We start from the raw sequence: 21,803 nt of genomic DNA, 5'->3' as shown, positions 1-21,803 counted from the left end.
CCATTTTTGTAAACTGTCCCGCAAGTAGCCTTTCACCCAGCTATTCAGCTTGCGGGACATTGCTTTGGACTGACGTTTATTTTTGATAGGTTCAGTCAAATCCTCAGCATAAACTTTTAAGCATTCTTCCTCGAACAAAGATTTGGAAGCTTTACCAATCAGATTAGCAATGGCTGACTGGTCTTTGGTATAGCGCTTATTCTCTGTTTTTCTAGTGAGATTGTTCTTTAAAATTCTTGCAGACTTCGCTGGGTCATGCGATTTCAGGTTCCGAGCAAGAGCAAACAACTTGCCACGGCTCCGATTCTTGGCAGTGATGCGGTTTGACTTTTGAGTTAATAACTTACCTAGCCCATGACCATGCTCTTGACCACGAGAATCAATGAACGCTTCAGTGTATCCTTTGTCAATTCCAACTTCAGTTGTAATTGCTTCTGAATCCTTAGTGTATTCTCCAAGGTTAACCAAGAAATGAATCTCGAACTGGCTAATTGCACCATTGAAAATGATCCGAATCTGTCCATTGATCTTTCTGTTGCTGCGAACTTGGATTTTGATGCGTTTACCTCTGGTCAAACCAGCTAGTTCTAAAAGGTAAACATTTCGATTGACCTGTTTGCAAGAATAGCCATCCGGTTGATAAACAATTTGGTTCTTGACGAAGGTATGACCACGGTGAAATTCTTTCCTAACAATACGGTGGAGGAACGAATCGTCTAGAAAAGCAGTAGTTTTAAGTTTCTCATAACAAGCTTTTCTAGCTTTTTCGTTCCTCTCTCCACCGTACCGTTTCCAGATATGCTTTCGGAGATTAGCGATAGTGGCAGCTTGTTGAGCGAGAACAGCCTTTGCAACATCGCTAACTGTCCACTCCATCAATTTTGAAGGCAAGCCTAGCGACTCCGGAGAGCGGAAAGTTCGCACTTCTGGATACGCTTTGTGCCAGTCCATTCCCCAGTGCCGAATGCTTCCAAGCTTGTTGTAAGATTCAGAACGAACAACAGCCAGACGTCCCATTATTTCTAGTAATTCCGTTTTCGATGCAATATCTACATTGCTAGTCAAGACAATTTGACTTGTTAATTTTTGAACTAGATTTTTTGGTTTGCGTTTTGCCATTGTTTGTTCCTCCTCTTGTTAATACTACAACGCTGTGTCTGATTTTTCCGAATAGCTTTCAATTATTTTTTCGTACTTTCTCAAAAAATCTAGCTTAGAGCTAAAACAGTGCATAATCGACATGAAGTCCTCCATTAACTCTTGGTGTGGGGACTTGTAAGTATTGTTCAAAACGATGATGTCACAATGGTTGAGGTTGCAGAACCATTCCACAAAATCAAAGCCAAATCGACACAACCTATCTTTGTGAGCTACGACGATAGATTGAATCTCTTGCTTGGAGACTTGCTCCATTAGTGATATAAATTTCTTGCGTTTAAAATTCAACCCTGACCCAAAATCATTTATGCATTTGCAGTTCGGGTAATTCTTCCCCAAGTATTCAATTTGTGACGCCAAGTCATCTTTCTGGGAGGTAGTAGAAACTCGTGCATATAAAATAATGGGTCGCTGGTCAACTCTATCAACCAGCTTTTCAATAGATTCAATCAAATACCGCCTATGTCCACCCGGTGATTTGATATATTGAATCTTTCCCTCATCTGCCCATCTAGTCAAGGTCTTCGGGTGGTAACCATATCTTTTTTGCGCTTCGGCTGGTGTCAAGTACATAATAATGGAATCTTTGTCCGATTTGTTCCATTATATGCAGTTAAATTCCGGTATTCGGTCGCCTAGTTATTCGGCGCAAATTCCGGTTTAACATAGTCCCTTTATCTTCCGGAATACCAACCTTGTAGCACAATTCACTGTAGAACTCATCTTCATTATCGACTTCATTCAAATCTAGAAAAACTGACTGACGCGGTGAATGTAGGCGAGTCGCCACCTGTTGGCAAATCGCCCATAGTAATGAGGACTTGCCAATACCTTCTTCTCCTATCAAAGCAACACTACTTCCACTGTTAAGCGCCTCAAACACCCGCCCAATTTCTCGCTCTCTGTCAAAAAACGATTGCGTATCTTCTACTCTGCCACGCTGGGGAACGAAGGGATTGGTAATAATATCTGAGTTTGATGTCTTCTGTTTCGGTTGATTTGTCTGGTTTACAAGTGGCTCTTGGGAAGGTGTAACTTTTGCTGAATGCTGTTGATATCGGTATTTTATTGGATTTTTAAAATTTCTTTTAGTGACTGTGATGTCTAAATCTTCTGTAATCTTTCTACATAAACTTGCGCCTGCATCTCTCATATATTGCTCACTTAAATAAGCCTTAGCACCAATTTCTGTGTAAGTCTTACCTTCCCATATACCCAAAAAGAGAGTTGTTTCTAAGTCATTTAATATTGACTTGTTTGCTTGCGCGAAAAGATAATTAATGAATTCCAATGCTTTTTTTGAATCCATTAGGCGTAATTCAATTGACAGAGTAAAATTAAAAACGATCCATTAATATCATACTTTACCCTACAAACCAACATTAGGCTACATTACCCTACAAAAACCGCAGCAGTGTAACTCCCTACATTCGTCTACCTAATGCATGTGTCTCTAAAGTCATCATGGTGCTATCAACCAAACACCAAAAGACTAAGAGACAAATTTATGAAACTTTCCAGCGAAAATTTTATTGCTCCAATTTTAGTTGCCTTTATAACTGCCGCTGCTACTGTAGGTGCTGCTATTATTGGACAAAATAACAAAACTCCTTCAGCAGTCAACCCTTCTGCTACTCCTAGTAGTATCATCTCTAAGAATTCTGAATTAGAGTGCAATAAAACTGTAGTCACTAAACCCTGTATTGCTAATGTCACTATGCAGATCAATAGTGACGAACCAAGGCAAATTAAAAATAACGAACGTGTTCCTCTAAAAGCTAGAGATACATTGAGATTAGCAAATCTACGTTACTGCATACCGCCTGAAGTGACACTCAATAAAGTAGAAGTTAAAGCATATCTGTTTCCAAAAGGAACAGAGAATTACAAAAATGGTCTTTTGACTTCCAGTAGTTTTCCAACTTATACAGGTTGTCACAATATTGGCAACTTTGAACCAACTTGGAAGGTAGAATCAGGACAGCATCAAGTCACCATACCTATTGTCAAGTATGATGGTGGCAGCAGAATTGTTGATAAGAGCTTTTACTTAAATCTGGATGTTGGACAGTAAACTGAATGATTGCTGAGTTCAGGGAGGATAGCTTTTTGCTGTGTAAGACTGGGGTTTGTGGTTTGGGGCGATCGCCTCTTAGGCGGCTTTCTTTCGGGGCGATAGCTTCGCTGCTGCGCGGAGCGCAGATCGCACTCAACACCTACACAAAAAATCTTCCTACAGAACAACCAAAACCAGGTAACAGAGGTGAACTCAATTCATCATTTGCAAGCAGCGTTACCATCAATTTTAAAGTCGCATTTTCCCGGCGATAAACTTCAACTTGTTGTAAGCGCCAATCAGCAATCCAATATTCCTGCACACCGCGTGATGCGTAAAGCTTGAGTTTCGCTTCGCGATCGCGACGCTCATTTTCGACACCAGCAGATAATACCTCAACAACTAACTCTGGTGCGCCAGTCAAATGTCCTGCTTCATCTAACAAAACTGCTAAGCGTTCATTGCTAGCCCAAATCACATCTGGAATCACATTATCCGATTCCGAAAATAGAACACCAGCAGTAATGCTTGCTTCTCCCAAACCACTTAACTCAGACCAAGAATCAAGTTCTCGAAAGATTCGACCACAAGCACGTTGATGTTTCCAGTGAGGTGCTCTCGTCATAAATAACTCACCATCAATTATCTCATAGCGCGTACCTTCGTTTTCTGGTAGGAGGTCTAAATCTGTAGTAGTCCAGCGCACACCCTCAGTTGCTGTTTGATTCATAGCGGAACTCCTTTTTGGTCGTTTCATCAATTGCTGAAACCAGTATTTTGTATAAATACAACAGGACTAAAATTAATAAATAAGTTTTAAAACTATACAATTATGACACTTCTCCAAGCCAAAAACTTATCACTAGCAGACATTCATCGTCTTTTCGACTTCCAAAGACAGTACGACAGTTCATTCACTCCTATCTTATCTCTCGAACCATTAACTGAGTCTGAACAACAAGATCTGATTCAAATTCGCAACGACTTTGATAATTACTTAATAGAAGGAAGAGTTTCCGAAGGACTCGTTAAAGTATTAACCATCTTTCCATTACTGCGACTCGCCGGATTTTATCGCTATCCTATCAAAATCAGTCTGGAAGAAAAAATCGCAGACATTGACATCACAGATGAAGACACTAAAATTACAGGGCGAATGGATATATTAGCTGTCAATAAAGCTCAACAGACAACAGCTAAAACATATTTCTGGATTTTGGTAATTGAATCTAAAAACAGTAGCATTGCTCCATCAGAAGGTTTACCGCAACTACTTACGTACGCCCATGATAGTCTTAAACATCAAAAATCAGTTTGGGGTTTGATAACCAATGGACAGCATTATCAATTTGTCTATATCTTACAGGGAAATAACCCAACTTATCATTTAATGCCATTTCTCAACTTAATGGAACCAGAAAGTGCAATTCAATTACTACAAGTTCTCAAAGCCATTTGCAAGCTGTAAAAATTCTCATCATAAGTAAGTCGGCACAAATAAACCGAACTATGTAACAAAATGTAAAATGTTCAAAACCTTTGCGATTGCTGAGTCCCAAGGGGACACGCTGCGCGTTCGCTCTTAGCGTGCGCTTTGCGCTTACGTTTCACTTCGTTCCACTCGCAATGACATACCTTGAAATTTTTACGCCGACTTACTTACTTGAAAACAAACTCTCCTCCTCTTCCTCTCTCTGCGTCCTCTGCGCCTCTGCGGTTCAGAAAAAAGTTTCCGGAATCAATCCGAAAACCCATACATCAAAATTCAATCGAAAAATAACCAATCCCTAATACTTAATCCTAGGATCTACATAAGCATTGATAATATCAATCACAATACTAGCAACAACCACAATTGCCGCAAAAAACACCAACACTCCCTGTATCAAAGGATAATCCCGCGCATTAATGGCATCATATAACTTATTCGCCAATCCAGGCCAAGAAAATGTCACCTCAGTTAAAATCGCCCCACCTAATAGTGAAGCAAACGTCAAACCCATAACAGTAATCACAGGAATCAGCGCATTTTTTAAAGCGTGAGAAAACAAAATCTTTCTTTCAGGAATACCTCTTGCTCTTGCAGCTTCCACATAATCTGCTTTCATCGTCTGTTTTAAATTCACTCGCACAATTCGCTCAAAAATACCACTCAGCAAAAGACCTAAAGTGATACTAGGAAGCGCAAGATAATATAAAGCAGTGAAAAATTGATTTAAGTTTCCAGTCAATAAACTATCAACCGTATATAAACCAGTCATACCATGAGGGGCTGGCGTTGTTGTCGGAAAGCGCGTTCCTAAAGGAAACCAACCCAACTGGACTGCAAAAATCAATTGCAGAATCATCCCAGCCCAAAACATGGGTAGGGAATATGTGATAATCCCAAATAATCGCCCTCCAATATCTAAATAACTTCCAGGACGAGAAGCAGAAATAACACCAATACCAATACCAACTATGAGTGCGATCGCCATACTACAAACCGCCAATTCCACAGTTGCAGGAAAATATTGTCCAATCACTTCCCAAACAGATTGTCCACGACTCGCAATAGAAGTTCCCAAGTCCAGGGTTAGCAATTTTCCTAAGTAATTCAAATACTGTAACCATATAGGAAGATTTAAACCCAGTTTTGCTCGCAATTCTTCCTTCGCACTTTCTGGCGCACGTCCACCAAGAATTGCATCGACTGGATCTCCTGGTGTTGCACGTAGTAGAAGAAATACGACCGTAGTGACAGTCAATAACATCAACGGAGCTAAAAGTAAACGGGCAAAAATGTAATATTGTAAAGCTTTGGATCTAGACATAATTATATGTTGTACCTAATTGATGACTTACCCACGAATAAATTTGCAGGCGAATAGCATAAGTTCTCTTCAGAAGACTGGGAAATAATTTAGTCCATTTCAATGGACTTGGTGTTATGAGCAAGGAAATTTATTTCCTTGCGGGTGACTAATGACTATTTTTTGATTCCTTTGTAAACCAAATTTTGAGTTGGATCAAGTTGTACACCACTGACTCCTTTGCGAGCAAATACATAGTCTTTGTTTTGCCATAAGGGAACATAAGGGACATCAGTGGCTATTTGTGCTTGAATATCTGCAAAAATTTTCTTACGTGCTTGGGGGTTTTGTTCTTGGCGTTGTTCTGTAATCAGATTGTTCATAGTTTCGCTATAGTAAAATGAACCCTGAGTTTGACTTCCCCCCTTTTCGCATCCCTTCGCATTTGACCCTTTATCACAACCCAAAAACGGTTGAATGTAATTATCTGCATCTATAAAGTCTGGATACCAATCTAATAAGGCGGTTGGATAAAAACTCTTAGCGATACCTCTGTAGAAAGTAGCACCATCTACAACGTTGACTTCAAATTGCAGCATTCCATCCATATATTTATCAGCATAAGCTTTGATTAGCTGTGCTGCTAAACTACGAATTGGGGAACTGGAAGGATACCAAACTTGTAGCTTGACTGGTTTTTCTTTAGAGAAGCCTGCAGAAGTTAACAATTGTTTAGCTTTATCTACATTGCCATCGCCATATTTATCTTTAAATAATGGCTGGGAAACCTCAAGCGTTTTCGGTACCATGCTGTATAAGGGACTAGCTTGACCTAACAAGACGCGCTGATTCATCAATGGACGGTTAATCATTGAAGCTACAGCTTGTCGAACTTCTGGTTTATCTAGAGGTTTTTGATTGCGATTTAAAACCAAGTAACTAACTACACTACCTTGAGCTGTAATCGCTTGCCAATCACCTTTTTTAGCACTAGCTTCTAAAGAGCGAATTTGGTCTGGTTCTAAAGATAAGTAAGCAACATCAACTGCACCCGTACGAAAGGAATTATATAAATTAGCTGGACTACTTAGAATTTGCAAATTAATGCCACCATTTGCTGGTTTTTCTCCCCAATATTTATCAAAGACATCAAATTGTAAGGAATCTGTGCCATACCGTGCTAATTTATATGGACCGGTACCAATAAAGATATTTGGCTTGAATTTTTCTGCACCAATTTCATAAGCTTTGGGAGAAACTGGACAAGTGCCTGAAAACGCCAATAATGATGAAAACGCAGCAAACGGTTTTTTCAGTTGTATTGTTAACTCGTAATCACTAGTTGCTTTTACTAAAGCCACCACATCTGCTAGTAAGAAAGAAGGTTTACCCCCGTTTTTTATAAAGCGTTCAAGACTAAACGCCATTGCTTTGGCGTCAAAAGGAGTTCCATCATGAAAGACGACTCCTTGACGTAGAGGAATTGTGTATGTTAAACCATCTTGACTCACTTTGGGTAAAGCGGTGGCTAACTGAGGTTTAACTTCAGTGCTTCCTGGTTCGTAGGTGTAGAGGCGATCGCTCATGTTATAAACTAATCCCAGCGACTGCAATTCATAAGCATCTGCTGGATCTAGAGTACGAGGATTAAGCGTCGTACCTATAGTAATGCGACCATCTCCTGTTGAGGCATTAACTGCACCAGATGTTGTCGTCGCCTGTTGGCTTCGCGAACAACTAGCCACCAAAAGTAAACAGAAACAAATTAAACAAAAGAATTTAGTAATTCGACTCCACTGTCTTGCGGACAAGGAAAACCTGGTCATAACTTGAATATTTCTAAGCTTCGTGGTCACGCATTATACTATTTTTTTGGCAAACAATCATAAAAAAAATAAAAATTTAGGAGAAGACCTTTTCTTCTTCTAAGTTTTGACTTCTTGCGAGTCAACTTAAATAAGTTTATTTAAGTCCTACTGTCAAAATCAAAAAATTTAGACTAATAAACAGAACTATATTAAGAAAGGTAAAATCCTCTAATACCCTCACCAATGAATGGCAGGTGAACCCTCAGGGGAACCTCTGCAACGCACTGCCTCCTAATGACCGCCTTAACTAATTAACTTTATTGGTACCGACCTACTTATAGAATTTCATGTTCCTGAATAACAGAAAAAATTTTATTTGATTCAACATATAAATAGTGCATAAATTTGTTTTAAATTTAAACTATACCAGGGCAAACATTTGTTAAGCTTTTCTCGTAGCTTAAAAGCTTTACATTAGGGTTTGTCTACGTGCATCCCAATGCAGAAAAAAATACTTAGCTTCAGGGAAACCGATTGACACCCTAAATGCCAATCGAGAATAAGTAGATTTAGAGTCTAATAGTGAGACTAAAAAGTGTGAAATACTTCTTCCTATCTGAGGGTTGGACCGTTGGTAGAGTGTGGGCATCTGATGGACTTTGGCAGATGACTGCATGGCGACGCCAACCAGACATTCAGCGCATGAATATCTGTTTAGTAGAACAAAACGAAGTGTTATGGCTTTATCAGGTTGAAGATGTCGTTTTAACTGTGGAAGTGAAGCCGACAACACAACTACAAGTCAGTAAATCTGGTCAAGCCATAGGTCAAGTTGTCCTCAAGCGGTTGATGAGTGCTGAACAGGTTATTGAACGCTTGGGAACAGCCTCGGCTAGATGTCAGCTGCAAAATATTCAATCTATGGTTTAGTTTCAGGGATCACGAAGGTTACACCAGATCAAGGGGATGAAAATGAGCGAATGCGTGAATTTTCTTATCCCCTGCTGCCTTTATCCTCAAAAGTTACGTAGTTTGAGACACCCTCAAGTTACGTATATGCTTATGTTGACACGCTTGCAAACAGCTCCATCAAAAGTTACACTTTTTTAAACATTCTCATTTTTCACTTGGCGAGCACGACTCTTTGGGATGAAAACTCCCGAAGTGCTTAACACTTGCCAAATCAACCACACTGTCTGATCCATAAGACAAAGCTGTGGGATAACTCCGGCTGTGGCAATAACAAAAACTGAAAAATTGCTTTGTTTGCTTTGTAAACATAAATCGTCGAGGAGGAGCGTAGTCGATGGGACTACCCTGGTACCGAGTACATACAGTTGTTCTGAATGACCCAGGACGCCTGATTTCTGTACATTTGATGCATACAGCCTTGGTGGCAGGCTGGGCCGGTTCAATGGCTTTGTACGAACTAGCCATTTATGACCCCAGCGACGCAGTACTCAACCCGATGTGGCGTCAAGGTATGTTCGTGCTGCCCTTTATGGCACGTTTGGGCGTCACCCAATCTTGGGGCGGTTGGAACGTTACCGGCAGTCCATCAACTGACCCCGGTTTCTGGTCATTTGAAGGGGTCGCGGCTGCCCACATCGTTCTTTCCGGTTTGCTGTTCTTAGCTGCTGTTTGGCACTGGGTTTACTGGGATTTGGAGTTGTTCCAAGACCCCCGCACTGGTGAACCCGCCCTTGACCTGCCAAAGATGTTTGGCATTCACCTGTTCTTGTCTGGTCTACTCTGCTTTGGTTTTGGTGCTTTCCACGTCACAGGATTATTTGGACCTGGAATATGGGTCTCTGATGCCTACGGCTTAACAGGCCATGTCCAAGGAGTCGCACCAGAGTGGGGACCAGATGGTTTTAACCCGTTTAACCCTGGTGGTATCGCTGCTCACCACATTGCGGCGGGTATCGTAGGTATTATTGCTGGTTTGTTCCACCTGGCAGTCAGACCACCCGAGAGGCTCTACAAAGCTCTCAGGATGGGTAACATCGAAACAGTGCTGTCTAGCAGTATTGCTGCTGTCTTCTTTGCAGCGTTCGTTGTTGCTGGCACCATGTGGTACGGAAACGCCGCCACACCAATCGAACTGTTTGGACCTACCCGCTATCAGTGGGATCAGACTTACTTCAAGCAGGAGATTGATCGCCGCGTGCAAGCTGACCTTGGTCAAGGTGCAAGCCTTTCTGAAGCTTGGTCACAAATTCCGGAAAAACTCGCCTTCTACGATTACGTCGGCAATAGTCCTGCAAAAGGCGGTCTATTCCGTACAGGTCCAATGAATAAGGGTGATGGTATTGCCCAATCTTGGCAAGGTCACGCGGTATTCACAGATGCTGATGGTCGTGAGTTGACCGTGCGTCGTCTCCCCAACTTCTTTGAAACCTTCCCAGTGATTTTGACCGACAGTGATGGTATTATCCGTGCTGATATTCCTTTCCGTCGAGCAGAATCCAAGTATAGCTTTGAACAAACAGGTGTTACCGCGAGCTTCTACGGTGGTGACTTAAACGGTCAAACCTTCACAGACCCAGCTGATGTGAAGAAATATGCCCGTAAGGCTCAAGGCGGCGAAATCTTTGAATTTGATAGAGAAACCTTAAACTCTGATGGTGTATTCCGCACCAGTCCCAGAGGTTGGTTTACCTTTGGACACGCTGTCTTTGCGCTGTTGTTCTTCTTTGGTCATATCTGGCACGGCGCGAGGACAATTTACCGAGATGTCTTTGCTGGTGTTGAGGCGGATCTCGAAGAGCAAGTTGAATGGGGTCTGTTCCAGAAAGTGGGTGACAAAACAACCCGCCGTGCGGAACCTCTCTAAACTTTGTAATGAAAAGTTAAGAATGGTCTAATGAGAGGGACTATGGACTGGCGACTGGGAACGGAAAAAATTCTTCCTCATCCCCAATCCCTAAGCCCCAATTCCCTAGACCATTCTTTCTTGTAACTTGGTACACTAATAATGGTGGGAAAATAGGCAGGAACTACAGCTATGGAAAGCGTTGCGTACATCCTAATTTTGACCTTGGCACTCGGAACTCTCTTCTTTGCGATCGCCTTCCGCGAACCTCCTCGCATCCAAAAGAAATGAAGAGAAATAAGTTACCCATTACCATCCACGCTAATTGTGTAAAGTGGTAGAAATCTTGGGGCGCATCAACAATTGCGCCCTTTCTGCACAAAAAAGAGTGCGCGCAACTATTATTGGTAATTAATTATTAACGAATATAAAAGAGTAAATAATTTATGATATGATGTACGATCTGGAAGGTAATGTGTTCAGATCCACTTTTCTGCGCTAGGATGAAAAATGATGTAGGTGTGGAATGCCTATTCGGCTCTTGCATTACATCGCTAGGAGGCAAAACCTTTACTGAGAAAAATAACCGGGAAACAATCAGCATGGTCAATCAGAAATTAACCGCTCCTGAAATTGGATTTACTCACGATGATTTCGCTGCTCTGCTAGACAAGTACGATTATCATTTTAGCCCAGGTGATATAGTACCAGGAACAGTATTCAGCATAGAGCCGCGCGGCGCTCTGATTGACATAGGTGCTAAAACAGCAGCATATATACCTATACAAGAAATGTCTATCAACCGGGTAGATAGCCCGGAAGAAGTATTACAATCCAACGAAACAAGAGAATTTTTCATCCTTACCGATGAAAACGAAGATGGTCAACTGACGCTATCCATTCGCCGTATTGAATACATGCGGGCTTGGGAACGCGTACGACAGTTGCAAGCAGAAGATGCAACTGTTCGTTCTGGTGTATTTGCCACCAATCGTGGCGGAGCTTTGGTTCGGATAGAAGGCTTACGTGGATTTATTCCTGGTTCTCATATTAGCACGCGCAAACCAAAAGAAGAATTGGTTGGTGAAGAACTACCATTGAAGTTCTTAGAGGTAGACGAAGAGCGTAACCGCCTTGTTTTATCTCACCGTCGTGCGCTGGTTGAGCGCAAGATGAACCGCCTAGAAGTTGGTGAGGTCGTGATTGGTACTGTACGCGGTATCAAGCCCTACGGTGCCTTTATCGATATTGGCGGTGTGAGCGGTCTACTCCACATCTCCGAAATTTCCCACGAGCATATAGATACACCTCATAGTGTCTTTAATGTCAATGATGAAGTCAAAGTCATGATCATTGACTTGGATGCAGAACGTGGTCGTATTTCCTTGTCTACCAAACAACTGGAACCAGAACCAGGTGACATGATTAAAAATCGCGATTTGGTATATGACAAGGCAGAAGAAATGGCTGCTAGGTATCGCGAACAGTTGCTAGCCAAACAGCAAGGTGCTACTACTGTGAGTGCTCCATCAGATGAAGCCAGTGATATTACTGAAGAAATACCACCAGCAGTTGAACCAGTTGAAGTTGAAGCATTTCAAGCAGTTGAAGAAGAAATACCAGCAGCTATTGAAGAGTAATGCATTTGCCGTTGTGGTTGGATACAGCGGCTATTTAGTAAAGCTTATAAACGCCAGCCCTTCATCCCTGTGCCTTTAAGGCAGGGATGAAGGGTTGCTTGACAGGCTTATCAGGGAGTGGTATGCCGCCTAACAGTAAGTAGGTAACGTGAAAAGCATCTCTAAGTTGAAATGCTGCGTGAACCAATCTAACGATTGAGTGTCAAAAAGAAAGCTTAGAAAAAAACTGGGTGAAGAGGGATTGTCCCTCTTTTTTAATAACTAATACTTGACCACCGGTGAAGTTTGTCCCCAGCTTCCAGTGAAGACAAACGTCTCAATAGACTTGCGCTGGCGTGGAGAAAACTGGCGCTGTTGGTATTGTTCTGGTAGTGCTTTGGGATCGCCAGGATATCCAACAGCAATCGCTGCTACTGGCTCATACCCTTCAGGTATATTGTACAACTCCCTCGCTCCGGGCACATCAAATCCTGCCATCTGGTGGATAAACAGACCCAAAGAAGTTGCTTGAATGGCTAGAAGACTCGTCGCCGCCCCAACATCATGAAATGCATGACGATTTTCGTTGCCATTTTTTTCAAAGTAAAGCTTTGCTACTGAAAGCATCAGAACGGAGGCATTTTTTGCCCACACTTAATTTCCATCTGCCAAACAACTCAGCAGATGGTTGAATTCCTCTAGATTGTCCTGAGTTGCAACGATAAAGTACCAAGGCTGCTCATTATATGAAGATGCTGCCCAACGAGTAGCTTCTAGCAAACTGCAAAGCGTTTCTTTTTCAACAGGTTGACTGGAAAATGCCAGGGGACTCCAGCGTCGTTTCAGCAAGTCATCAATTGGAAATTGTGTATCAGCAGGTTTCTCCATAACAGTGCCTAGTATTGTGTTTTATGAGGACAAAAGCCGCGAGATTTAAGTGAGAACCTTTACCTGAAGGCTGAAATTTTAGAACATATTTTTTGTTTATAGAGATTGATATATTCAAATATTTTCTCACATATAGTTAACAAGTTTGCGTTCATTAAATGACCTTAACAAAGGTATGAGCAAATCTAATTTGCGTCAAGAAAGCTTGGCTTCACTCTAGGCGTGAAATCTATTCTAATACCATTGATTTGTGAGGCAGTGCCAAATTTTCTTTACTTCTTCTTGACTTCTTCTTTATTTCTTTCTTTGTGGTATGCGCTAAGGCGCACGCTACGCGTATGCCTGCGGCACGCGGCTTGGGCGAACGCGTAGCGTCTCCGCAGGAGATACGTTATTCATATAGTTGGGCGCATCTTTATACAGAATTGGTATAACGAAATTTCAACAAATTTTCAGGGTTTTTCCTCTATCTATTTAGAGTACAAAGACTGACCATATGTGAAATTGAACCAATTTTAAACAAAAGAAAAAATGATCATTTTCGACCCTATAACCCTGAGTGCGATGCACCATACTATCAATACAATTTCTGTCATCAGTGTTAACACTCAAAATCAATCAACCTTGAGTCTGAGTCAAAAGACTCAATTAGAGTTAGCAAATAGCCCAAGAAAGCTTTCATTCTTGACAAGAACGACTACCCCTACTCTCGCAGTCCAAACCATCATCTCAACACCAAACTCAGATAGAAGCAAATGCGGTCGTGGTCAATCACGCGACAAGTACACACAGCCGTTTGCCTGCGACAGCATTTGGAATATGCCAATTGGAGCGAACGCAAAATATGTTGATGCTTACATTGGCTCAAAGGGCGTTGGAGTTGACACAGATTGGTTCATCATAACCCAGGAAAGTGATCCGGCTGTACCAACCTATATGCCTGGCTCATGGAGTTCAGCTCGCTGCAGTGGCTTTCAGGTGCAGCAGCAAGCGCAGTGGCATCCTGAAGCGGGTGAGCTGTTGAAGGTTCCTAAAAATTTGATCATTGAGGATGCAAAGGTAAACTTTACTCCAAATAACTCCTCCGCATTCTTGAAGCCGGATGGCAGAACATTGGTGTCTTTTAACGTGACCACCCGTTGTCAGGAGGGTGCTCCACTTTACGGCGTTTGGTTTGGACAGCAAGACATTTACGGCGATGGCATTGACGGTGGACATGGTGGCTCAGGGATGTCGAGCATTGGTGGTAGCATTCGCAAAGGTGAGTTGTTGAACAACAAGCCTATCCGTCACGCACTCAAGATGGTGATTTGGGGCAAGTGGCTGCACTACAATTTTTCATCCTCAACCCCCGGTCGCCGGTGGCCAGCCCGTCTGGCTGATGCTAATGCAGCATACCAATACCAGGGTTCCAACCCGGCGCTGGTCATGGGTTCGTTGTTAGCAATTCCACCTAATGTGACAGCACAAAGCCTAGGAGTGACCTCCAAAGCTGGCAAAAAAATCTTTCAAGCCATGCAAGACTATGGTGCTTACGTCGTTGATGATGCGGGTTGGGACTACAATTACCTTTGCATTGAGCGAAGTGCTGAGCAAGAGTACGAGGCAGTCACCGGACATCAGATAGATGGAGATACAGCGCTTCAAGCTGACTTCGCCAAAATTATTGCTGCCGTGAAGGTAGTGGACAACAACGAATCGAACAACATTGGTGGAGGTGGCACACCACGCCAACCTTTGGCACCACCAATTAGAAATTAGAACCAAGCATTGCTAGAGCAAGCGAGGAGGGCAAACATATACCCTCTTCGCAAGCTGACTCTATGACACCAAGGTGAAATCACCAGATGGTTTCTCAGAATATGTAATATTTACCTATAGTTTCACCAACTATTAGGTACGATTACCGCATCTTAACAGACGGATATCACGACAGTTATAAAGATTAAAAATGCTTAACATTTCGTTACGATAAAAACATCAACAGAGGTGAAACAAAACCTCTGCAAGTTGAAATCAAAGGTGAAAGGTATGAATGGGACTATTCGCGTTGGCAATCTCTTCGGGATTCCCTTCTATATCCATCCGTCTTGGTTTTTAATCCTGTTCCTAGTGACTTTAAGCTACAGCGGTGGACTAGCAGCACAATTTCCTCAATTAGGTGGTGGATTAGCTTTGCCACTGGGATTGCTGACAGCGCTATTGTTATTTTCCTCGGTTGTCGCCCATGAATTAGGACATAGCTTTGTCGCTATTCGTCAAGGAATAGATGTAAAATCAATCACGCTATTCATATTTGGTGGATTGGCAAGTCTAGAAAGAGAGTCGAAAACCCCAGCGGAAGCTTTTTGGGTTGCAATTGCAGGTCCTTTAGTTAGCCTAGTGCTATTTGGGATACTGACAGCTATTGGTTTTGTGGCTACTCCAACAGGACCATTAGCAGCGATTCTTGGACTGCTGGCTTCTGTTAACTTGGCATTAGCTCTGTTTAACCTTATTCCGGGCTTGCCTCTAGATGGTGGAAATATACTGAAAGCTCTTGTTTGGAAAATCACTGGTAATCCATATAGAGGTGTGGTTTTTGCCAGTCGAGTTGGGCAAATCTTTGGTGGCGGTGCAATAGCCTCTGGTTTACTCCCACTACTGTTATTTGGTAGCTTTGCTAACTTGTGGAACTTGTTAGTCGGTTTCTTCTTACTGCAAAATGCTGGGAATGCAGCTCAGTTTGCTAAAGTACAGGAACAGCTGACTGGTTTCACAGCAGGCGATGCAGTCACGGTGGATAGTCCAATTGTGTCTGCTCATCTAACCCTGAGAGAGTTTGCTGACGAGCGTATTTTGAATGGTCAAAACTGGGATCGCTTCTTGGTGACTGATGAAAGTGGACAATTGGTAGGAGCAATATCCGTTCAAGATTTGCGAACCGTCTCTACAGCACTTTGGTCAGAAACTCAAGTGCGAGAAGTTATGCGACCAGTCCAACAGGTCGTCACTGTGCAATCTGACAAACCCTTGTTGGAAGTAATGCAGCTTTTAGAAAAACAGAACTTATCTGCACTTCCCGTAATTTGTGACAACGGCGTACTCGTCGGACTTCTAGAAAAAGCTTCAATTATCAGTCTCCTGCAAAGGAGAATGCAAGCGAATCCTGCATAATAATGAGTTGTTCAAACAACATCAGCTTTCCTCCCCACTCCTTTTAGAAGTGGGGAGGAAAGTCGTATTTTCGTTTTAGTCATTTTAGTATTAGTCAAAATTGGGAAACACCTGAAACAATACGGTAGTCTGTTGTTCAACAGAAGGATTGAAAATTTTTGTACCATCTTTATGACTGTTGAATATCACACCAGTAACTTTAATAAGAAAGTGCTGAGTTTAGGCGTTCCAGCTAAAAAAGCTAACTTCAGCGCAATCAGTGTTGTCCTAGGAATATTCGCTGCTTTGCCCATTGCTTTAGCTTCCCCCGCAAAAGCGTTACAAGTACAAGTCAGTCCAGAGACTCCTAAACTTGGCGATACTATATCAGTTGTCGTGAATTTAGATAATCCAGCTAATGGTAGCAATGTCACAGTCACTAATGGTGATGAGACTTATCCAGCATATGAAATAGCACCACTACAGTATCGGGCTTTTATCCCCACGACGCCTTTGGAAAAAGCTGGAACCAGAAATGTTCAGGTTTCTTTTGAAGGTCAAGTGCAGAATTTATCCATACAAGTACGCGATCGCAAATTCCCCCTACAGCGCATTAATCTGCCCCCAGGAAAAGCTGGAGTGGAAGCGACCGAGTATGAACTCAAGCGTGCAGCAGAGTTTAAGGCAATACGAACACCAGAAAAGTTTTGGGATGCTGCTTTTTTGGCACCGAATAAAGGGCCGATCACAACAATTTATGGTGTACGTCGCTATTATAATGGTAAATTTGCAAATGATTATTACCATCGCGGCGTTGATTATGCCGGGGCTGCTGGTTCGCCTGTTGTCGCTCCCGCTGCTGGACGGGTTGCCTTAGTAGGTAAGGTATCTCAAGGGTTCCGAGTTCATGGTAATGTTGTTGGGATTGACCACGGGCAAGGAGTGGCAAGTATTTTTATGCATCTAAGTCGTATTAATGTGAAAGAGGGTGATATTGTCAAACCTGGTCAAGTCATTGGCGCAGTGGGTTCAACAGGTGCTGCCACAGGTCCGCACTTACATTGGGGACTTTATGTCAATGGAAAATCTATTGACCCTGTACCTTGGAGAGATCAAGCAGTAAAATAGTAACTATTTGCGTATTATTTGCTCATATGTGGGCAAAATAAATAGGATTGATTGGTACCGTGCCCCCCTTGCTTGGATGGCTAAAAAATGATGAGCGTTATGAGTATTGAAAAAATTGTGGAACAAGCTCTCCTGGATGGTTATCTTACACCCGCAATGGAAGCAGAAGTCGGGCGAATCTGTGACAGCGCTAATGAACTCTCAAGAGAAGAGTATATGGCGTTGGATCATCTCATGGGGGCGCTATTGACTGGGGAAGTGGTGGCGGTACCACGCAAACAATTTATCAACGTTATGGAAGAGTTGGTACTTACAGAAGCGATATCCCGCGTAGCAGAAATTGAGGCAACTAGCGAAAGTTCTCTGGATGTTGGGGATATTGCCGCTTACGCCCTCAACCGCCTACCACCTTTGTATGCCACGACAGAAGAAGGTGCCAACTACCAGCGCCAACGTGCTAAAAAAGAACTGCAGGAATTGATTGCCCAGCGGGTTGGCGAGGCGATCATTCGAAACTTAGATCGACCGAATGATGACAGGACGCCAGTTGGAACTAAAAATACTGGTAATGAGGTTCTGCGCCAAGTTAGTACCTTACTCCAAGCATACGCACCCCATTTTGAGCAAAAATAAAGTGATTGTTAACAGTTGACTGTTAACAGTCAACTATTGACGTACTTCCACTGGTGTACCTAAACTCACCTGGTGGTAAAGTAAGCGCACATCGGGATTACGCATCCGCAAGCACCCGTGAGATATTGCACTGCCCACAACCTCCTCATCTGGTGTGCCGTGAAAGCCAATTTGATTGCGTCCATCTGACCAAAAACCAATCCATCGGTCTCCTAAAGGACTATCCTCACCTGACGGAAAGACTCTGCCAGTAATTGGATGACGCCACATCGGATTTAGTTGCTTGTGTATAACTTGGAAGGTACCAGTGGGGGTTTCCCAGCCTTTCTTCCCCACACCGATTGGGTAGCTTGCGATTACGACATCCCCACGATAAACGTAAACGCGGCGATCGCCCAAAGCAACAACCAATTGAGTCTTTGCAGATGCCAAGCTGATAGATAATTTTTCTTGAACCGAACCTTTGGCTGATAGGAAATTTGAGATGTTGGACGCAATTGAATTTTGTCTTCCCTGTATCGCTTGCCACGGTTTTTCTGCTGCAGAGGCTTTTTCCGATAAAATAACGTTTCCACCTGTTTTTAAGTTTGTATCAGCAGTCGTAGAACTCGTCATGTGCCAGCGGACAGCCAGAGATAGCAGTGCTGTACCAAAACAGAGCAACATCACTACACGTGTTAATAAGTCGTTTCTTACTCTCGCCATCGTCTATTCTCTTTAACAGACCCAGTTCTTCCATTTAGCTATCAGCTTACCCTACCTTACTCTAACCTTTGACCTACTGCACCCACCATACCCTTGCCCTGTGCCAACTCTTTGAAACTGGCATTTAATGATCTTGGTCTAGGAATAGTTATACTGATATTTTTTTATCTTTTCATGATTGAGTTACCAAAAATTCATCAATACTTATCAGTTCCCTCATGAATTTGTCAATAGTCCCAGGCAAACTGGTCTTAAGGACATTGCGTTACTGCTTTCAGGTGAATCAAGTTCAGGTAAAAAACTTTGCTCTGGTGGAACTCTTCACTAAATGTAGCAATCATTATTGGCGTGGGTGAGAGAAAAATTATGTTGGAAAAACTATTGCTAGCAGTTACGATTACTTTTTCTTTAAATCTATTTTCGCAGGTTCACATACCCAAGCAAACGAATACAAATATCCATAATTACCAACAAGAAGCTGAAACAGCACCAAATATCGTGGTAACGTTGCCACGGCAATAAAAGTTTTCTAAAACAAGCAATTGACTTGCATTGAATTCAGAACTCAAGAACACAAAATGCAGTCTTCAGTTTGGGATTGTTGAATATGACTGAGTTGATTTCGTTCTGGTTTGTTTCTGGTTCAAATTTGTCAAGCGTAGGTGGTCAGTTCTCAAGATCGCACAAATATAAGTAACATTGCCCCATAGCTTGTACCTTCAACAAAAGAGGTGCACCAAGGCGAGTGTCTTTGTAAAAGACGTTGGTGGTCGTTTTTTGTTCCATGTAGTTCTGCCCAGTTTAGTATACCAAGAGTGTTCCAGTCAAAAATCCGTCACTCAATCAAGGAACTTCCAACTCATTAACAGGTCTAATAGATAGGGATGATTTAAAGCCAGTGCGATCTATGAGTCAATCGATTACTGTATCCTGGTCAACAGTTGATACAAGGCTTCCAGAAACCTCAGTACAAGTTGATAAACTCTCAAATCACGACCTAATTTTGCGTTGTCAAGCAGGATTACGCCCTGATCGTGCTGCGTTTGCTGAGTTGTTGCGTAGATATCAATCCCAGGTTGATAGAGTTTTATACCATCTGGCTCCTGATTGGCCTGACAGAGCTGATTTGGCTCAAGAGGTTTGGATTCGTGTGTATCGGAATATTAACCGATTACAAGAACCATCCAAATTCCGAGGCTGGTTAAGCCGTATTGCCACCAACTTGTTTTACGATGAGTTGCGTAAGCGCAAGCGGGTTGTCAGTCCTTTGTCACTGGATGCTCCCCGTTCGGTAGACGATGGCGAGATGGATTGGGAAATTGCAGGAGATACTCCAGGACCAGAGGAAGAACTGACGACTAGAGAATTTTATGAGCAACTACGTGAGGCGATCGCCGATTTGCCAGAAGTATTCCGCACGACAATAGTTCTGCGAGAAATCGAAGGATTGGCATATGAAGAAATTGCCGAAATCACTGGTGTTTCTCTAGGAACCGTTAAGTCGAGAATCGCAAGAGCAAGAGCGAGATTGCAATCTCAGTTGCAAAATTATTTAGATTCGTAATGACAGTTTCCGTCCTTTGGTTAATGGCAGATTATGATAATTCGTTAGTATTATTAAAGAGATTGCAGAGTGCTTCTGCCAATAGGGGAAGAATTGATTCATTTCTCATCCTTAATCCGCCGTGTTTACCCGTGTAGGAATTGGTAATAATGTTAAAATGACTACTGATTCTCAGTTTGATGACCGTTCTCCCTTGCAACATCACAAAGATTTGCCAGGTGGGAATGCTGAGCATACCAATGAATCAACGGGTGCTATGGATATGGTGAAGCGCGATCGCTTCGAGTTATTAAGTGCTTACCTCGATGGTGAGGTGACGGCTGCTGAACGCAAGCAAGTCGAGGAATGGCTTGCAGAGGATGCGACAGTTAAGCGTTTGTATGCGCGACTATTAAAGCTGCGACAAGGTGTACGGGCTATTCCAGTACCGGAACCACAACAGTCACTAGAAGAAACAGTCGAGCAAGTGATGGCACGTTTGCGCCGTCGCCCTAGGCTAGTATGGATGGCTGGAGGCGCTGCTATTGCAGCTTGCGTCATTAGCGCCTTATCTGGTTTACTGACAGGTGGTGAGTCTAGGATACCTCAACTGGCTCAGAACCAACCAATGCAGCAGACACAATCAGTAATGTCTACTCCTGTTGTCGCCTCACCGCTTAGGATTGCTATAAATAATCCAGTGATTCCAATTCCAAAAACAGCAGAAGCCTCTCCAGAAAATTTAGATGATAAAAAAGTAGAGCCTCAATCGCAAAATATTGAGCAGAACTTTACAGTTGAATACAATGTAAATTAAAAAGTTATCAATGATGAATTTTAAGTTAAAAATAAGTTAAAAAAATTTATAATTCATCATTTGTGTTTATTAAAACCACTCCACCAACCATTGGGTTGGTGGATACCTTGTAATTGAATAGCTAGCTCTTCTGTCATTATGTAGACCCAGGCATAACCAAGCAAGTTTCCTTGTAGATCCTGGGTTTCTATTTGCTTTCTGTTATAAAGGTTTTCTGATGCGTCTCGATCAGGGTGGTAATCTTCCAACTCGTCCAAAGCCATCAACACGTCTTGGTTCTCAAATGAGAGTAAATATCCGTAGACTGCGCTATCTCCTGGCGTCATCGCGGGATAACCCATCGGTAGGGCAAACAATTTTCCCTGTGCAACGGCTCTAGTAGTATTGACTACCTTACCAGCACAGTATATTTGATAATTTTCTTCACCTGGTTTAAGAGTCCCGTAGACAAAAATTTTTATCACCAAGAATCCTTAATACTTAGAAAATGAGTATTTAATTATTTAAATTTTATTAAACTACACAAAATATCCACGTATATTTCTTGAAATATTCCAAACTACTAATAATACATATAAACAAAATTTTTCAAGAATCCCCTTGAGTATCTGTAGACGATGACAATTCTTATATTTGCACATGGTACTCTAGTAGGTCATCAAGTTTGAATTGAGGGATAAAGTCGCTTCAATTTAATGCGAGCATC

Annotated in this window: 21 protein-coding genes and 1 pseudogene; 13 read left to right on the top strand and 9 right to left on the bottom strand. The window is 42.3% G+C overall.

Features of this window, described 5'->3' with window-relative positions; all coding sequences use genetic code 11:
• The 3 genes from DP116_RS13150 to DP116_RS28570 all read right to left on the bottom strand — a co-directional run.
• The coding region (locus DP116_RS13150; RefSeq protein WP_211173249.1) for a transposase at positions 1-1,119 on the bottom strand (1,119 nt) is incomplete at its 3' end.
• A 24-nt stretch (positions 1,120-1,143) separates the two neighbouring features.
• The gene (locus tag DP116_RS13145) at positions 1,144-1,731 is read right to left on the bottom strand and encodes an IS607 family transposase (RefSeq protein WP_169155612.1); all 588 of its coding nucleotides are present in this window, start codon (positions 1,729-1,731) and stop codon (positions 1,144-1,146) included.
• Positions 1,732-1,771: 40 nt separating this feature from the next.
• Positions 1,772-2,467, bottom strand: coding sequence for a helix-turn-helix domain-containing protein (locus tag DP116_RS28570; protein ID WP_211173248.1), 696 nt, complete (start codon positions 2,465-2,467; stop codon positions 1,772-1,774).
• A gap of 198 nt (positions 2,468-2,665) precedes the next feature.
• On the opposite strand from DP116_RS28570, the gene DP116_RS13135 reads away from it, so the two are divergent.
• The gene (locus DP116_RS13135) at positions 2,666-3,232 is read left to right on the top strand and encodes a hypothetical protein (protein WP_169155611.1); all 567 of its coding nucleotides are present in this window, start codon (positions 2,666-2,668) and stop codon (positions 3,230-3,232) included.
• Positions 3,233-3,374: 142 nt separating this feature from the next.
• Here the strand turns inward: DP116_RS13135 and DP116_RS13130 are convergent, their stop codons facing one another.
• On the bottom strand, positions 3,375-3,944 hold the full coding sequence (locus DP116_RS13130) for a Uma2 family endonuclease (protein ID WP_169155610.1): 570 nt from the start codon (positions 3,942-3,944) through the stop codon (positions 3,375-3,377).
• Positions 3,945-4,046: 102 nt separating this feature from the next.
• Here DP116_RS13130 and DP116_RS13125 point away from each other — a divergent pair, with 102 nt between their 5' ends.
• Entirely contained in the window at positions 4,047-4,682 is a 636-nt protein-coding gene (locus tag DP116_RS13125; RefSeq protein ID WP_169155609.1) for a restriction endonuclease subunit R, read from the top strand.
• Positions 4,683-5,001: 319 nt separating this feature from the next.
• Here DP116_RS13125 and DP116_RS13120 read toward each other — a convergent pair whose 3' ends face one another.
• Together DP116_RS13120 and DP116_RS13115 are read right to left on the bottom strand one after the other, a co-directional pair.
• Complete coding sequence (locus DP116_RS13120; RefSeq protein ID WP_169155608.1) at positions 5,002-6,027, bottom strand: ABC transporter permease; 1,026 nt, start codon at positions 6,025-6,027, stop codon at positions 5,002-5,004.
• Positions 6,028-6,182: 155 nt separating this feature from the next.
• A complete protein-coding gene (locus tag DP116_RS13115) occupies positions 6,183-7,832 on the bottom strand; it encodes an ABC transporter substrate-binding protein (protein ID WP_169155607.1) in 1,650 nt (549 codons plus the stop codon).
• Between the two features lie 579 nt (positions 7,833-8,411).
• Here DP116_RS13115 and DP116_RS13110 point away from each other — a divergent pair.
• From DP116_RS13110 to DP116_RS13095, 4 genes are all read left to right on the top strand, one after another.
• A complete protein-coding gene (locus DP116_RS13110) occupies positions 8,412-8,744 on the top strand; it encodes a hypothetical protein (protein ID WP_169155606.1) in 333 nt (110 codons plus the stop codon).
• 376 nt (positions 8,745-9,120) lie between these two features.
• Entirely contained in the window at positions 9,121-10,650 is a 1,530-nt protein-coding gene (gene psbB / locus DP116_RS13105) for a photosystem II chlorophyll-binding protein CP47 (RefSeq protein ID WP_169155605.1), read from the top strand.
• A 171-nt stretch (positions 10,651-10,821) separates the two neighbouring features.
• The gene (locus tag DP116_RS13100) at positions 10,822-10,920 is read left to right on the top strand and encodes a photosystem II reaction center protein T (protein ID WP_071654227.1); all 99 of its coding nucleotides are present in this window, start codon (positions 10,822-10,824) and stop codon (positions 10,918-10,920) included.
• Between the two features lie 311 nt (positions 10,921-11,231).
• On the top strand, positions 11,232-12,269 hold the full coding sequence (locus DP116_RS13095) for a 30S ribosomal protein S1 (protein ID WP_169155615.1): 1,038 nt from the start codon (positions 11,232-11,234) through the stop codon (positions 12,267-12,269).
• A 261-nt stretch (positions 12,270-12,530) separates the two neighbouring features.
• Here DP116_RS13095 and DP116_RS13090 read toward each other — a convergent pair.
• Positions 12,531-13,136 (bottom strand): annotated as a pseudogene (locus DP116_RS13090) (nitroreductase family protein).
• Positions 13,137-13,667: 531 nt separating this feature from the next.
• Here DP116_RS13090 and DP116_RS13085 point away from each other — a divergent pair.
• From DP116_RS13085 to DP116_RS13070, 4 genes are all read left to right on the top strand, one after another.
• Positions 13,668-14,897, top strand: a complete 1,230-nt coding sequence (locus DP116_RS13085) for a hypothetical protein (RefSeq protein ID WP_169155604.1) — start codon at positions 13,668-13,670, stop codon at positions 14,895-14,897.
• 270 nt (positions 14,898-15,167) lie between these two features.
• A complete protein-coding gene (locus DP116_RS13080) occupies positions 15,168-16,292 on the top strand; it encodes a site-2 protease family protein (RefSeq protein WP_169155603.1) in 1,125 nt (374 codons plus the stop codon).
• Positions 16,293-16,463: 171 nt separating this feature from the next.
• A complete protein-coding gene (locus DP116_RS13075) occupies positions 16,464-17,399 on the top strand; it encodes a M23 family metallopeptidase (protein ID WP_169155602.1) in 936 nt (311 codons plus the stop codon).
• Positions 17,400-17,489: 90 nt separating this feature from the next.
• A complete protein-coding gene (locus DP116_RS13070) occupies positions 17,490-18,032 on the top strand; it encodes a late competence development ComFB family protein (protein ID WP_211173250.1) in 543 nt (180 codons plus the stop codon).
• A gap of 33 nt (positions 18,033-18,065) precedes the next feature.
• Here DP116_RS13070 and DP116_RS13065 read toward each other — a convergent pair whose 3' ends face one another.
• On the bottom strand, positions 18,066-18,737 hold the full coding sequence (locus DP116_RS13065) for a L,D-transpeptidase (RefSeq protein WP_169155601.1): 672 nt from the start codon (positions 18,735-18,737) through the stop codon (positions 18,066-18,068).
• Positions 18,738-19,103: 366 nt separating this feature from the next.
• On the opposite strand from DP116_RS13065, the gene DP116_RS30875 reads away from it, so the two are divergent.
• From DP116_RS30875 to DP116_RS13050, 3 genes are all read left to right on the top strand, one after another.
• The gene (locus DP116_RS30875; RefSeq protein WP_500676655.1) at positions 19,104-19,259 is read left to right on the top strand and encodes a QAALIT motif small membrane protein; all 156 of its coding nucleotides are present in this window, start codon (positions 19,104-19,106) and stop codon (positions 19,257-19,259) included.
• A 385-nt stretch (positions 19,260-19,644) separates the two neighbouring features.
• A complete protein-coding gene (locus DP116_RS13055) occupies positions 19,645-20,301 on the top strand; it encodes a sigma-70 family RNA polymerase sigma factor (RefSeq protein ID WP_048870227.1) in 657 nt (218 codons plus the stop codon).
• A 157-nt stretch (positions 20,302-20,458) separates the two neighbouring features.
• Positions 20,459-21,097 (top strand): anti-sigma factor family protein, encoded by a 639-nt coding sequence (locus tag DP116_RS13050; protein ID WP_169155600.1) that lies wholly within the window; start codon positions 20,459-20,461, stop codon positions 21,095-21,097.
• Positions 21,098-21,153: 56 nt separating this feature from the next.
• On the opposite strand, the gene DP116_RS13045 is transcribed toward DP116_RS13050, so the two are convergent.
• A complete protein-coding gene (locus DP116_RS13045; protein ID WP_211173247.1) occupies positions 21,154-21,564 on the bottom strand; it encodes a gamma-glutamylcyclotransferase family protein in 411 nt (136 codons plus the stop codon).
• Between the last annotated feature and the right edge of the window lie 239 nt (positions 21,565-21,803).

It is taken from the genome of Brasilonema bromeliae SPC951, assembly GCF_012912135.1.
Taxonomy (GTDB): Bacteria; Cyanobacteriota; Cyanobacteriia; order Cyanobacteriales; family Nostocaceae; genus Brasilonema; species Brasilonema bromeliae.
This window is presented reverse-complemented; position numbering and strand designations above follow the sequence as displayed.